We start from the raw sequence: 13,782 nt of genomic DNA, 5'->3' as shown, positions 1-13,782 counted from the left end.
CCACCGAAGACGCGATCGGTGTGCTGGCGCCCACCAGCTTGTCGGCGTCGGTGCCCTTGTTGTAGAGCCATGCGTATGCGGGGACGTCGTCTCCCGGCTGCCACGGCTCGCCTGTCGGCTCTGCCACATGCGCGTACCGGATCATGATGTCGCCGACGCGGGCGTTCTGGCCCGGCGCGTCCCAGCTCGGCGGGGAGAAGCCACCGCTGCATCCGCTTGCCGCCATGGACATGGCGAACGTGGCGGCTGCGAGGATGCACACGCCGCGGGCCACGGAGAGAGTTGCCATTGCCGTTCTCTCCTCTCACCGGTCCAGCCTGAGTGCTTCCCTGGCCCGAAGCAAACCGTGCGAGCCTGATCGCGTGAGGAGCGGCGCCAGGCCGTGGCCGCCTCCGGGCGGGGCCTATTGGGGCAGGAAACGCAAGTCGGGCCTGCGTTCGCCCGTGCGCGGCCCGTGTTGCGCGGAGCGTCGTAGCGCCATGCTCGCCAGGGCTACGAGGATGAGCAGGGCACCCACGACCAAGGAGTTCACTCGCTCCTGACTCGTCCCCGCAGTACCCCCGTAACCGACCAGGAACGGAACTCCCACCAGCCAACCCCCGACGGCCAGGATGAGTGCGTCCGACCGATACCCGCTCCGGTGCAGCAATCGGTACAACGCGGTGAGGAAGATGATGATGCACGCGCCGATCTCGTTGAGGTGGGCGTTGTCGCCAGCGACACCGAACGGGTATTCGAGAGCCCATGGCGCACAGTAGAGCCAGAAGCTCAGGACGAACAACACGACGGTCAGTGGTCCCTGCCCGAGCGTGGGCCGGTGGGCAGACGTATCGGCCCCACGCTCCAGGACACGGCGAGAGTTCGACTCGTTGGTCATGGCCGCTCCCCTGATCGATTACCACGGGTGCGTCAGTCCTCCCGTACGGGTACCCACCCGGACGGCATTCCTCCGTGACCGTGCACAAATATCGCTTCTGACCTCGGCTGTCGCTTCTGACCTCGGCTTCCCCGGGAGGAGGCCGTGGTGGGACAGGACGCCGCGGCGCCTGCCCACGCTCATCGTCACCCGAGCAGCGGGAGGCCGAGGTTTACATGCGATCCGCCGAGGCAACCCCGGGCCTGACCCTCGCATCTGCGGCTCAGGAGAATCCATGACTCAAGTCGCCGACTACGTGCTGCAACGCCTGACCGAATGGGGCGTGCAGCGGGTGTACGGCTATCCGGGAGACGGCATCAACGGACTGCTCGGCGCGTTCGACCGCGCCCAGGGCAATCCGGAATTCATCCAGACGCGGCACGAGGAGATGGCCGCGTTCATGGCGTGCGCACACGCCAAGTTCACCGGCGAGGTGGGCTGCTGCACCGCCACCTCAGGTCCCGGCGCCGTACACCTGCTGAACGGTCTGTACGACGCCAAGCTGGACCACCAGCCGGTGGTCGCCGTCGTCGGCCAGCAGAAACGGCTCTCCCTCGGTGCCCACTACCAGCAGGAGATCGATCTCGAGCTGCTCTTCTCGGACGTCTCCGAGTATTGCCAGATGGTCTCGCACCCCGCCCAGGCACGGCACGTCATCGACCGCGCCTTCAAGACCGCCCTGACCACACGCGGCGTCGCGACCATCATCATCCCGAGCGACGTCCAGGAGGAGGACGCCCAGCCCTCGCCGCCCAAGACGCACGGGTCGGTGTTCTCCAGCGTCGGCTGGAGCCGCCCCCGGGTGCTGCCCGACCCCGACGAGTTGCGCAAGGCCGCCGACATCCTCAACGAGGGCTCCAAGGTGGCCATGCTGGTGGGCCAGGGTGCCGCCAAGGCGCAGGAGGAGGTCGCCGAGGTCGCCGAACTGCTGGGCGCCGGCGTCGCCAAGGCGCTGCTCGGGCGGGAGGTGCTGCCCGACGACCTGCCCTTCGTGACCGGCCCCATCGGTCTGCTCGGCAGCAAGCCGAGCGACCACATGATCCAGGACTGCGACACCCTGTTCATGATCGGCAGCAGCTTCCCCTACGCGGAGTGGCTGCCCGACGAGGGCCAGGCCCGGGGCGTGGAGATCGACATCGACGGGCGGATGATCGGCATCCGCTACCCGATGGACGCCCATCTCGTCGGTGACTCCAAGGAGACCCTCCGCGCACTGATCCCTCTCCTGCAACGCAAGGAGGACCGCAGCTGGCGGGAGAAGATCGAGAAGGACGTCCGCGAGTGGAACGACCTGTGCGACCGCTGGGCCGGTCAGCACTTCGAAAACACCATCAATCCGCAGGCGGTGGCCGCCGAGCTGTCGCCCCGGCTGCCGGACGGCTGCATCCTGACCGCCGACTCGGGTTCGGGCACGAACTGGTGGGCGCGGCATCTGAAGCTGCGTCAGGGGATGCGGGCGTCGCTGTCCGGGACGCTGGCGACGATGGGGCCCGGGACGCCGTACGCGATCGCGGCGCGGTTCGCCCATCCGGACCGGCCGGTGATCGCGTTCGTCGGTGACGGGGCGTTCCAGATGAACGGCATGAACGAGATGATCACCGTCAAGCGGTACCTGGACCGTCTGGCCAATCCGGCAGCCCCGTTCATCTTCTGCGTCTTCAACAACCAGGACCTCAACCAGGTCACCTGGGAACAGCGCGCCATGGCCGGCGACCCCAAGTACCCGGGATCGCAGGAGATCCCGGACGTGCCCTATGCGGCCTACGCCCAGTTGCTCGGCCTGAAGGGGATCGTCTGCGACGACCCGAAGAAGGTCGGGGCGGCCTGGGACGAGGCGCTGGCCTCCGACAAGCCGGTGGTGCTGGAGTTCAAGGTCGACAACGAGATCGCCCCCATCCCGCCGCACATCATGCTGGCGCAGGGCAAGAAGGCCGCCAAGGCGGCGCTGCACGACCCGGAGCGGGCCGGCATCACCGCAAAGGGTGTCCGGCAGAAGCTCACCGAGTACGCCGAACACCTCCCGGGACGGGGGGAGAAATGAGCGCCGCCCCATCGAACTCCCAGGTCGTGGTGGTGACGGGCGCGAGCGCAGGCGTCGGCCGGGCCACCGCCCGGGCGTTCGGCGCGCGCGGCGCCGCCGTGGCGCTGCTGGCCCGCGGCCAGAAGGGCCTGGAGCAGGCCGCGCAGGACGTGCGGACGGCCGGCGGCCAGGCGCTGCCCCTGGTCGTCGACGTCGCGGACCCCGAGGCCGTGGACGCGGCCGCACAGCAGGTGGAGGACCAGCTCGGCCCGATCGACGTATGGGTGAACGCTGCCTTCACCACGGTCTTCTCACCGGCAACGGAGATCCGCCCGGACGAGCTGAGAAGGGCCACCGAGGTGACGTACTTCGGATTCGTCCACGGCACCCAAGCGGCCCTGCGCCGCATGCTGCCGCGTGACCGCGGCACCATCGTGCAGGTCGGCTCGGCCCTCGCCTACCGCAGTGTGCCGTTGCAGGCTGTCTACTGCGGCGCCAAGGCCGCCATCCGGGGTTTCACCGACTCCCTGCGCTGCGAGCTGATGCACGACGGCAGCGGCGTGAAGGTGACCACGGCACATCTGCCCGGGGTCAACACGCCGCAGTTCAGCTGGGTGCTGACGCGTCTGCCACGGCATCCACGGCCGGTCGCCCCCGTCTACCAGCCGGAGGTCGCCGCCGAGGGCATCCTGTACGCGGCCGACCATCCCGGGCGACGGGAGTACTGGATCGGCGGCTCCACGGTCGGAACCGTCCTCGGGCAGAAGTTCGCCGCGGGCCTGCTGGACCGGTACCTGGCCCGGACCGGCTACGACTCCCAGCAGACCGGCGAGCCCGTCGACCCGTCACGACCGGTCAACCTGTGGAAGCCGGTCGATGACAGTCATGGAGCCGACCACGGCCCGCACGGCGTCTTCGACCAGGAGGCACACTCCCGCAGTCTGCAGCTGTGGGCCTCCCGCCACCGGCGCCCGCTCGCACTCGGAGCCGTTGCCGGTGGCGCCCTGAGCGCGGCCATCGTGGCCGGGCTGCGCGGCTCCCTCAGTGCGGCAGCGACGAGGAGTCGTTGAGGCGGACCGCGCACTCCAGCAGCACGGCGTGGACGAACGCCTGGGGCAGGTTGCCGCGCAGCTGACGCTGACGCACGTCGTACTCCTCCGCGAACAGCCCGGACGGCCCACAGGCCGCCCGGGTCCGTTCGAACCAGCGCAGCGCGCCGGCCCGGTCACCGAGTCGGTCGGTGGCCAGCGCCATGGTGAACCCGCACAGCAGGAAAGCCCCTTCGGCCTCGCCGAGGGGGATACCGGGATGGACGAAGCGGTAGAGGTACCCGTCCTCGGCCAACTGATCCTCGATGAAGTCGCGGGTGATCGTGCTACTGGGATCATCGGCGGAAGGACAGCCACGGGCCAGCGGCGTCAGCAGCGCGGCCTCCGGCCCGTCGTCGTCGACGGCCCGGCGCCATCGGCCGTCCTCGCGCAGACAGCGCCGCCGCGTCTCGGCGTAGACGGTGTCGGCGAGGTCGGCGCACCGCTGTCCCGTCTTGCCCGGCACCACCTGGACCACCCGGCGCAGACCGGCGACCACACTCAGTCGGGACTGGGTCCACCACCGGTCGTCCAGTTCCCACAGGCCGGCGTCGGGCCGCCGCCAGTTGCGCTCCACCGCGTCCACCGCGACCGTCACAGCCTGCTCGGCCTCCGGTGTGAGCCGGTCGTGATGAGCGGCGGCGGCGAACAGCTGCAGCGCCTCCCCGAACGCGTCGAGCTGGAACTGCTCGGCCGCCTGATTCCCGATCCGGTCGTCCCCTCCCGGGTAACCGCGCAATGGAAGCCCACGTTGACCTGGCACGGGGCCGCCGTCGACGGTGTAGGCGGGGTGCAGACCCTCACCGTCGGCGAGGATCCGTTCGGCGACGAAGCGCACAGAGGTGTCCAGCAGGTCGTGCGGGCCGTGCGTGGCGACCGCGAGGCCCGCGTAGCACTGGTCACGGATCCACGCGAACCGGTAGTCGTAGCTGCGGCCTGTGTCCGCCCGCTCCGGCAGCGAGGTGGTGGCCGCCGCGACCATGCCGCCGGAGGAACTGGTCAGACCGCGCAGAACAGCGTAGGCGTGCCGGGCATCGCGCGGCGCGGCCAGTTCGGAGCAGTCGGGCACGGCCCGCCGCCAGGCGTCCTCCGTCGCCGACCACAGCTGCTCCGGGTCCAGCCGGTCCGTGCACTCCCTCTCCGAGAGCTCCAGGACGACGTCGTGCTGCTCGCCCTTGCGCAGCCGGAACTCACCGCGCAGCCCGGACTCCGGGTCCCAGGCCGCCCGGTGCGCTCCGAGCAGGCGCAGCCGCAGCCCGTCGGCGTCCGCGGTCCACACGTCACCCTGGAAACGGGGGTCGCGCACCCGTCCCGCGCCGAACCCGGGCCGCGGGTCGAGGACCACCCGGAGCCGAGCCTCACCCTTCTCGACGCGCATCCGGCGCAGCAGCACCAGACGGTCCGTCGTGGCCGGCATGGCCAGGGCGTCTCGGCATTCGATCACCGAGTCGGCGGTCAGCCAGCGGCTGACCCGGATCAGCGTGCCGTCCTCGTAGTAGCCACCCCATACATGCCACCGATCCTCCGGTTCGACGCCGAAGAACCCGCCGCCCCCGATCAGGGAGGAGAACACCGCGTCACTGTGCCAGCGTGGCGCGCACAGCCAGACGATCCGTCCCTCCGGGTCCACCACCGCGCCGCGTTCGCCGTCGGCGATGACCGCGTAGTCCCGCAGCACCCACGGTGGGCACACGCCGTTGCCCAGTCCTGCCTGTCCGTCCGCTCGCTCATTCATGGCAGGTGGGATTTCCCCACTGCCCGGCCAGGAAACGAGCTGTACGCCGAGAAGGCACAACGGGATGCGCGCGCCATGCAGGGGACCGTGGCCGACCCCCGCCGTGAAACCGCCATCGCGCGAACACCGTTGCCACCCGGATGGCTGCGGCTGCCGAACGGCGGAGCCGCGGAACGCGAGCGTCAACCCTGCCGCGACGCTCTCCGCAGTCCGCAGCCGGTACGAGCGTCCGGCAGGTTCGGCGTCTCGGGCCACCCGCCGCATCCGTGCGGCCGTCATGACGTGACGTCAGACAGACTTCCGCCGCAACCGGAGCGGGAGCCCGCGACACGGTGGACGAAGGCCGGCCGACTGACGCCCGCCGCCCGCACGGTCGTTGCAGCATCGCGCCGGCCCGTGTACCGCGTGCCGGTCCGGTTGCCCGCGCAGATCTCGCTGCGGTGGCGACCACGGGAGCCCGACCGGTTCGCAGACCGCTCCTCGAACCGGCGGGCTGGGCGCTCGCGGGGGTATGCCGCCCCCTCTTCACGAAACGCCGACGCGCGGGGTGCACGGCAACCGCGCCCGTGAAGCAACGGACAGCCGGCGACCGCTCCGACGCGGCTGTGGAGAAGGCCGGCCCCGGATTCCGACCGCTGTGAAGACCCCGGCGACGACGAGATCCATGGAGGCGGCCGTACGCCACCGTTCGCTGCGCAGGGCCAGGCCGGCCATCGTGGCAGCGTGCAGGGCGTCCGGCACCGCGGTCCAGCCGGTCGGCACCGCTCCCGCAGCCGTGGCGAGGCCCTGCACGAGGTGGCGGACACCCAGCACCCGTACCACGGTGTGCGCGGCCGTGCTCGTCGGCGTCCGAGGGCAGTGGTGCAGCACGGCTCCGGGAGCCACGGTGAGGATGGTTCCCCACGTGATGCGGGCGGCAGATATGAGGTCCATGCCGGATCACCTCATCCTGGGCTGTGTGAAGGGGAGGCAGGAGGGCTGGCCGGTTCGCTGGGGATCGTGGAGTTCGAAGGAACGGTGCGGCTGTTCACGACGTCCCCGGTGGCGGCGTCGACTTGGTAGATGTGCGTCTGGCTTCCCTGCAGGGTGGCGGTGGTGACGGACCATACCGTCCTTCCGCGCTCGCCCTTCTCCAGACGGAGGTCGGTGACCTTGCCGAAGTCGGGCTTCTTCACCTTGTCCACCGCCTCCTCGGGCTCGACTTTCGCTGCGGCGACAAGCGCGGCGGTGCGGGACTTGTCCTCGGACGATTGGCCTGAGGGCACCGACGCGCCCAGGAAGCGTCCGTGAACGGCGTCGACGCGTACAGCGTGGATCGTGCCGTCCGCGTCGGCGACCTGGGTCAGCCAGACGGGGGCCGGGGCGGACACCTCGGTGACGCGGACGGAGAACAACTTGGCGCCGGGCACTTCGGAGAGTGAAGTGAGCACAGCACGCTCGTAGGTGGTCTCGACCTGAGGCAGGGCCTCCCGGCGGTGTTCCGGCGGAGGCCCGTGGCAGGCGGCAGCGGTGGCCAGCAGACCACCGGCCACCAGGAACGCGGCCATGACCGGCATCCTCTTGCCGGTTTCCCTTCTTCCGCGGCTCATGCCTACCTCCTGGTCCCCGACGCCTGGCTGTGTGCAAGCACCTGAGTACGCAGGTCCGGGCTGTGGGAAACAGGGTGAAGGCGGACGGGGGAAGACGCCCGGGACGCCCGGCAGCGCGGCATGACGTCTCGGGAGCCGTTGACAAGGACGCCCGACACCGGGTCCGCCGTGCGGTCCGTGACCTGCGGACGTTCCTCCGCCGTTGCGGGCGGTTCCCACCCGGTCGCGGTGGTACCGGGAGCCGGGCGAGGCCGTGAGAGCCGGCGCAGCGGTGCCCGGGACGGGGTTCGAGCGGCCGGGGTGTCACCCCGGCCGGCAGGCGGTGGCGCCGCTCCCGGCGGGCGGGGACCGGGTCGACGACGTCCACGTCCGGTCGTAGGAGCGAGGCGTCCGCACGGGCCACGGGGTCACGTGTGGACCGGCGGGCGCGCCGCCGGAGTCGGGATGACTTCAAGCATTCGTCCGTCGGGCGTTGCGCGAGCCTTGCGAGGAGGTCGCCAACGTGAGCAGGGGGGCGATGACCAGAACCAGGGCGAGTCCGAGAAGCAGTCCGTAAAGGGGTGGGCCCGGGCGTGTGATGCCGGAGGCGATCAGCAGTGCCGTGGCGGCGGCCGGGGGGTGGTGGGCGTCGCACACGTGGAGCAGGAAGAGGGTGAGCCCCACAGCGAGGGCCTGAGCGCCGATCTGCCCAGCGGTTTCCTGGTGCTGTTCGGCAACTGAGGGGTGGCTCCACAGGCCGAAGGCGGCCAGACACGCAAGGCTCACGGCCATGGCTACGGAGTGAGCGGTCACAGCACTGCGCAGCCGTGCGGCCACCGACTCGGGGTGGGCCAGCAGCAGGTATGCGGTAGGGCCCAGAGTGGTGGTCAGGGCCACCCATCCGATGAGCCGGCCGATCGCCCCGACGCCCGCGAGCAGCAGTGCGGACAGCAGGAACAGACGCAGGCCACTGAAGAGACGAGCCGGAGCACCGCCCAAACGCTGGAAGAGCCTGGACCCTTGCGTCCTCGGCTCCTTGTGGGGGGTCACGCCGGGCGCCCCGGCGCGTGGTGGTGGGGAGCCGGCAGGTCTTCCATCGTCATCATTGTTGGCCTCCTGTGGATCGGGCTGCCCAGTGTCCGCGCGCGAGGTGTGTCAAGCGGAGGGGTTCGTCGGCTCGGCCACCCGTGCCCTGGAAGGCGATGGGGCGCGCCGGGCGCCGGCATGCTCAGCGTGCATGGCCACGGGGAGGCGGATCGTCTCGGCATCGTGCCAGTCCCGGGCAGTGCTGCAGGGTGTGGTGCCCCACGGCTTCGGCGTGGGCGATGTGACCTCCGTCAGTCCACGGCGTAGGCGACGGTCGACAAAAGGGCGTTCGCCGGTTGCCGGCTGTCGAGCCGGGTGTGCTGCACGACGACCGGTACGTCGCTGACCAGGACCGAAGCGTAGTCAGCCCCGACCGGCACAGAACCGTCATCCGCCAGTTCGTTGAACCGCTGATGCAGGGTGCGACGGGCAGGTACCGTGATGTGGTACGGACCCGACGGTTCCCGGTCCGGAAAGAAGAGGGTGATCCGGACGTGGGCGTCCTCGTCGCCGGTGTTGAGGATGCAGGCCGTCTCGTGGCTCGTCATCGACTGCGGCCCGGTACTCGAATCCGGGATGAACCCTTCCGGGATCGCCCACACCCGGTGCCCGATGTGCTCCATATCTGTTGACTCCTTTGCCCGGTGGCGTTGATCGGTCGGGCTGCTGGGTCACCCGGCCGGTCAGTCGTGAAACGGCGGCAACGCACCAAACATGGTCTCCGCCAGGTTCGGCTCACCGAGAGCGGCCGGAGCGTCCGGAGCCGGGCAGGGCGCTGTTCGAAGCAGGGTTCGCCGGCTTCACCCGCGCCGCGCCCGCACCGGCGGCCACCGGCAACGCCGAGCACGGGCCGCATGCTGCTGGTCTCCGGTCCAGTTCGACCATATCGACGCCTTCCTGGAGGAAGCTCCCGTCGACGCAGCGATCCGCGGCGATCAGGACGTCCCCCGGTATCGCCCTCGCCGTGCCCCTTTCCGCCGCGGCGTGTACCGCGTCCGGGAGCATGGCGACCACCCTCCCGGCTACACCGGTCGGCCTGCCGGATGCCCCTCGGGATCGTCGGCGAGTACGATCGCGACCTCGACGCGCTTGCCCACTGGTTCCCGCCGGACCTCGAAACTGCGGCAGACGGCCATCACGATCTCGAGACCGTGCCGGCCGATCCGTCCCGGATCGGCGGCCTGCGGCACCGGCAGAGCCGGATCGCTGTCCCACACGCTGATCCTCACGGCGCCGTCACTGACCTCCAGGTCGAGCAGACACGGGCCGGGCGCACATTTGTAGGCGTTGGTCACCAGCTCGCTGACCACCAGCTCCACCAGGCCCATCGCGCGCGCGGAGACGGGCACCCCGTGAACGGCCTGCACTTCGGTCATGAGACGGCGGGCCGCATGCCGCGCCTGTGTGATCGGCTCTCCGCCGTCCAGGGCCACCGCCGACACGATGGGACGGCCGGCCAGCGGTGGTTCCTCGTCTTCGTGCACCACTGGCGCACACCACCACCCTCGTCCTGAGCAACACGGCCAACGGCGCTCGCATACCCGCGAAACGCAGGTGCACGCCATCCTCACCCATCCGACACAGGGTGGGCACACCTGTCATGCCGACGCCGGGAGCGGCCGGCACCAGACGTTCCGGACGCCGTCGGGGGTGGCGCGCCGCGCCGGCCGGCCCGCGACCTTCCACGGGGGCGCCTGCCCGCGCCGACGGCACGTGTACGACGGCGGGCGGTCGGCGAGCTGCCGGCGCAGGTGACTGTTCTCCACCGTGACCTGGCGCACGGCGCCGACCAGTGCCTCGACTCCGGCCTCGGGCGGAGTTCCTTGAGCCGCCGGGCCTCCGAAAGGGAAGGCGACGGTGCGGGACCGAGCCGTCGGTGAGGCGAATGGGGGAACCCGCATGCTTCGCCCCCGTACCGATCTGAGCCGGACTCGTGAGGTCCCGTGTGTGCTCCCGGTCGGCGCACCGCTGTCGGGGGTCTGCCGACCGTCGACGTGGCGGAGCGCCCGGTCGTGGCGATTTCGTGCGGCGGGGAGCGGGGCGGTGCCGGTCAGTCGGCGGCACGTCCGTGCCTCCGGGGCAGGCGGGGGCCGCCTGGCCGACGGCCGGCGCTTCAAATTGTGTGCTCGGGGGCACTCCCGCAGGCCGTACCGGCTGAGCGGAGGGAAACGACGCATGAATCAACGGCATGTCTTCGGAGAGGTCTTCACCCTGGAGACGGCTATCGCCTCGTTCGTCTTCGTGGCGGTTCTCGCGCTGCTGACGATCGCTGTCATCCGGCGGCGGGCCGGGGCAGGTAGGGAGCCGTCCAGGAGGGCCGAGCGCAATCGGCTGGAGTCGTACTACCTCGGTGTGCTCGCCGCCTTTGCCGTCTTCCTCGTCGTCTACACAGCTCTGGCCAACCACCGCGAGCAGGAAACGAAGGCGGACCAGCCGACCACCCGCGTCGACGTGACCGCCTTCCAGTGGTGCTGGAAGTTCAGCTACCCGGGCGCCGCCACCCAGCGGGCCGTCTCAGTGCAGGGCAATTGCCGCAACAACCGATACCCCACCCTCGTCGTGCCCACGGGAACGACCATCAAGGTCAGAGTCACGTCGAAGGACGTCATCCACTCGATGTGGATCCCGGCCCTGCGCTACAAGATGGACGCGTTCCCGAACCACGAGAACACGTTCAGCATGACGTTCAACCGTGCAGGCCGCTGGCGGGGCAGGTGCGGGGAGTTCTGCGGCCAGCGCCACAGGGTGATGGACTTCTGGGTGAAAGCCGTGTCGCCCGACGAATACCACAAGTGGCTGACGCAGCAGGCGGCCGGCGCCACCGGAGCGGCGGCATGACCGTTCATCAGCACTCCTCGAGCGAGAGGGCGGACCATACCGGTGCCGGCGGCCGGCTGATGTCCCTCACCTCGACCGATCACAAGCACATCGGGCTGCTGATCGTCGGGACGTCTCTCGGTCTGATGTCCCTGGTGGGAGTGCTCGCCCTGCTGATGCGCAGCCAGCTCGCCCTGCCGGACGAGACCTTCCTCGACGCGCACACCTACAACCAGCTGTTCACCATCCACGGCTCCGGCATGATCTACATGGTCATGACGCCCTTCGCCCTCGGCCTCGGCGTGTACCTCGTGCCGCTGCAGATCGGTGCCCCGGGCATCGCCATGCCGCGCACCACGCTGATGGGCTACTGGCTCTACGTGTGCGGCGCCGTGACCATGCTGTCCGGCTTCGCGGCGAACGACGGGGCGCACGCCGACGGCTGGTTCTCCTATCCGCCGATGGCCGACAGGGACAACTCGCCCTCTGTCGGCACCGATCTGTGGATCGTCGGCGTCTTCCTCGCGGTGACGGGCACCATCCTCATCGGCTGGACGGTGCTGTGGACGACCCTGCGCAAGCGGGCGCCCGGCATGACGATGATGCGGATGCCCGTCTTCTCCTGGTCCATGGTGGCCACCTGCCTGATGGTGGTCGGCTCCTTCCCGGCACTGCTCGCCGCCCTGGTGATGCTCGCGGTGGGCCGGGTCGATCCCGCGGTCTTCGCCTCCAACGTGTGGAACATCGGTTACCAGCACATCTTCTGGTTCTACGGGCACCCCGTCGTCTACGTGATGTTCTTCCCCTACCTGGCCGCCGTGGGCGAGGTCCTCGCCGTCTTCTCCGGCCGCCGCTTCTTCGGTTACAAGGGCACGATCCTGGCACTGCTGACGTTCGCCGCCCTGTCGATGAGCGTGTGGGGCCACCACATGTTCGCCACCGGACAGGCCGCCAACGACTACTACTCCCTGACCTCGATCACTCTGCTCATGCCGGCCGGGATCGAGTACTTCGCGCTCATCGGCACGATCCTGGGTGGACGGCTGGTCTTCCGCGCGCCGATGCTCTTCGCCCTGGCGTTCATTCCGCAGTTCCTCATCGGAGGCCTCACCGGGATCATGCTGGGCACCCCGGTGATCGACTACCACGTCACCGACAGTTACTTCGTCGTCGGGCACCTCCACTACGTGCTCTTCGCCGGCAGCGCGTTCGGCCTGTTCGCGGCGGTCTACTACTGGTTCCCCAAGGCCACCGGTGTCCTCCTGCGGGAGGGCCTTGGCAAGCTGCACTTCTGGCTGCTCGTCATCGGAACGAACCTCACCTTCCTGCCCATGTTCGGGCTCGGCTACCTCGGCATGCCCCGACGCGTTTCCTCCTACGACGCGGTGGACGGCTTCGGCTGGCTGAACCTCCTCTCCAGCTGCGGCGCCGGCGTGCTGGCACTGGCCATGCTGGTGTTCCTGTTCAACGTCCTGGAGTCACTGCGCAGCAAACGGCCCGCAGGTGACGACCCGTGGGGCGGTCAGACCCTGGAATGGGCCACCTCCTCCCCTCCACCGGAGATCAACTTTCCGCCCGAGCGCCCGCTGCCCCCGATCACCAGCTACGCCCCGCTGCTCGACCTGAGACTGCGCGAGCAGCGCGCCGCCGAGGAGGCGCGCGCGGCCGGAGAGGGGAGCCAGACATGAGCAGAGAATTTCCGGGCTGGGCTGTGGTGGCGGCCTGGGGACTGTTCAACGCCGTCCTCGTCGCCGTCCTCGTGGTCTACCACGGCCATATCATCGCTGTCGCGCTCTACGCCGGCGCCGTCGTCCTGATCGAGGCCGCGGCCGTGCCGTTCCTCGTCTCAGCCCGGCGCGGCGGCGACGTACAGCGGCGCCAGCGCCTGGCTGTACAGGGCGCCGTAGCCCTCCCCTTCATGGCCGTCGGCCTCACCCTGGCCCTGCTCACCCTCGTGTACGGCCCGTGGATGCTGTCTCTGGCGGTTCCGCTGCTCCTGGTGGCGTTGGCGCTGGCGATCCACCGAGGCGCATGGCGCAAGGGAGGCTCATCGTGAACGGCATGGGTGTCGAGAGCCCGGAGGTCCTCACCATGGCCCTGTCGGGGCTCCTCGTGGCTGCCGGCGTGCCCGCTCTGATTCATTTCACCCACGCATGGGCCGGGTGGCGGAGTTTCTCCGTGCCCGCCGCGGTGGCCCTGCCGCTGTTCGTCGTGGTGCACGGGGCCGTCGTCCTGACCGAGCCATGGGTGCCCTCGGGGCTCGCCCGGCTCGCCGTCGAGGCGCTGCTGCTGGGTGCGGCGGTGCTGTACTGGCTGCCCGTCCTTGGCACCCGGCACCGGCTGAGCGATCCGGCGCGCTCGGTCTACCTCTACCTGTCGATGCCGCTGCTGGACCTGCCGGCAGTGGTGATGGTGGCACTCGGCCACGTGGCGGGGGGACTGGCCATGGTCGCGGCCATGCTGCCGATCGGCCTGCTCGCTCTCGGCATCACATGGCGCTGGATCACCCAGGAGGAGCGTCTGGCCCAGGCCGGCGCCGAGTGACGACCTGC

Annotated in this window: 13 protein-coding genes and 1 pseudogene; 6 read left to right on the top strand and 8 right to left on the bottom strand. The window is 69.9% G+C overall.

What is annotated here, in order from left to right:
- Both AC5WS8_RS33905 and AC5WS8_RS33900 read right to left on the bottom strand, forming a co-directional pair.
- Window positions 1-289 (bottom strand): annotated as a pseudogene (locus AC5WS8_RS33905) (copper chaperone PCu(A)C); the annotation flags it as partial.
- A 114-nt stretch (window positions 290-403) separates the two neighbouring features.
- Window positions 404-877, bottom strand: coding sequence for an SPW repeat protein (locus tag AC5WS8_RS33900; protein ID WP_496107352.1), 474 nt, complete (start codon window positions 875-877; stop codon window positions 404-406).
- Between the two features lie 274 nt (window positions 878-1,151).
- On the opposite strand from AC5WS8_RS33900, the gene AC5WS8_RS33895 reads away from it, so the two are divergent.
- Window positions 1,152-2,957 carry a thiamine pyrophosphate-requiring protein gene (locus tag AC5WS8_RS33895; RefSeq protein WP_496107351.1) on the top strand — a complete coding sequence of 602 codons (1,806 nt, stop codon included), beginning with the start codon at window positions 1,152-1,154 and terminating at the stop codon, window positions 2,955-2,957.
- Complete coding sequence (locus AC5WS8_RS33890; RefSeq protein ID WP_496107350.1) at window positions 2,954-4,006, top strand: SDR family oxidoreductase; 1,053 nt, start codon at window positions 2,954-2,956, stop codon at window positions 4,004-4,006. Before AC5WS8_RS33895 ends, AC5WS8_RS33890 begins: the two co-directional genes overlap by 4 nt.
- Here AC5WS8_RS33890 and AC5WS8_RS33885 read toward each other — a convergent pair.
- From AC5WS8_RS33885 to AC5WS8_RS33860, 6 genes are all read right to left on the bottom strand, one after another.
- Window positions 3,978-5,759 carry a glycoside hydrolase family 15 protein gene (locus AC5WS8_RS33885; protein ID WP_496107349.1) on the bottom strand — a complete coding sequence of 594 codons (1,782 nt, stop codon included), beginning with the start codon at window positions 5,757-5,759 and terminating at the stop codon, window positions 3,978-3,980. The two genes, AC5WS8_RS33890 and AC5WS8_RS33885, sit on opposite strands and share 29 nt — an antisense overlap.
- A gap of 525 nt (window positions 5,760-6,284) precedes the next feature.
- Window positions 6,285-6,692, bottom strand: coding sequence for a hypothetical protein (locus AC5WS8_RS33880; protein WP_496107348.1), 408 nt, complete (start codon window positions 6,690-6,692; stop codon window positions 6,285-6,287).
- 11 nt (window positions 6,693-6,703) lie between these two features.
- A complete protein-coding gene (locus AC5WS8_RS33875; protein ID WP_496107347.1) occupies window positions 6,704-7,348 on the bottom strand; it encodes a PepSY domain-containing protein in 645 nt (214 codons plus the stop codon).
- A gap of 450 nt (window positions 7,349-7,798) precedes the next feature.
- The gene (locus AC5WS8_RS33870) at window positions 7,799-8,326 is read right to left on the bottom strand and encodes an HPP family protein (protein WP_496107346.1); all 528 of its coding nucleotides are present in this window, start codon (window positions 8,324-8,326) and stop codon (window positions 7,799-7,801) included.
- Between the two features lie 338 nt (window positions 8,327-8,664).
- On the bottom strand, window positions 8,665-9,036 hold the full coding sequence (locus AC5WS8_RS33865) for a sensory rhodopsin transducer (RefSeq protein ID WP_496107345.1): 372 nt from the start codon (window positions 9,034-9,036) through the stop codon (window positions 8,665-8,667).
- A gap of 399 nt (window positions 9,037-9,435) precedes the next feature.
- Complete coding sequence (locus AC5WS8_RS33860; protein ID WP_496107357.1) at window positions 9,436-9,897, bottom strand: ATP-binding protein; 462 nt, start codon at window positions 9,895-9,897, stop codon at window positions 9,436-9,438.
- A gap of 691 nt (window positions 9,898-10,588) precedes the next feature.
- On the opposite strand from AC5WS8_RS33860, the gene AC5WS8_RS33855 reads away from it, so the two are divergent.
- Genes AC5WS8_RS33855 through AC5WS8_RS33840 form a run of 4 tightly spaced genes read left to right on the top strand, consistent with a single transcriptional unit; the run spans window position 10,589 to window position 13,774 of the window.
- Complete coding sequence (locus AC5WS8_RS33855; RefSeq protein ID WP_496107344.1) at window positions 10,589-11,251, top strand: cytochrome c oxidase subunit II; 663 nt, start codon at window positions 10,589-10,591, stop codon at window positions 11,249-11,251.
- The gene (locus AC5WS8_RS33850) at window positions 11,248-12,918 is read left to right on the top strand and encodes a cytochrome c oxidase subunit I (RefSeq protein ID WP_496107343.1); all 1,671 of its coding nucleotides are present in this window, start codon (window positions 11,248-11,250) and stop codon (window positions 12,916-12,918) included. The genes AC5WS8_RS33855 and AC5WS8_RS33850 overlap by 4 nt, the downstream gene beginning before the upstream one ends.
- Entirely contained in the window at window positions 12,915-13,286 is a 372-nt protein-coding gene (locus AC5WS8_RS33845; protein WP_496107342.1) for a hypothetical protein, read from the top strand. Before AC5WS8_RS33850 ends, AC5WS8_RS33845 begins: the two co-directional genes overlap by 4 nt.
- Before the next feature lie 5 nt (window positions 13,287-13,291).
- Window positions 13,292-13,774, top strand: a complete 483-nt coding sequence (locus AC5WS8_RS33840) for a hypothetical protein (RefSeq protein WP_496107356.1) — start codon at window positions 13,292-13,294, stop codon at window positions 13,772-13,774.
- The last annotated feature ends 8 nt before the right edge of the window (window positions 13,775-13,782 follow it).

Source organism: Streptomyces sp. PTL18 (assembly GCF_059510295.1).
The sequence above is the reverse complement of the archived record's forward strand: the minus strand, read 5'-3'. Positions and strand labels throughout refer to the sequence as shown.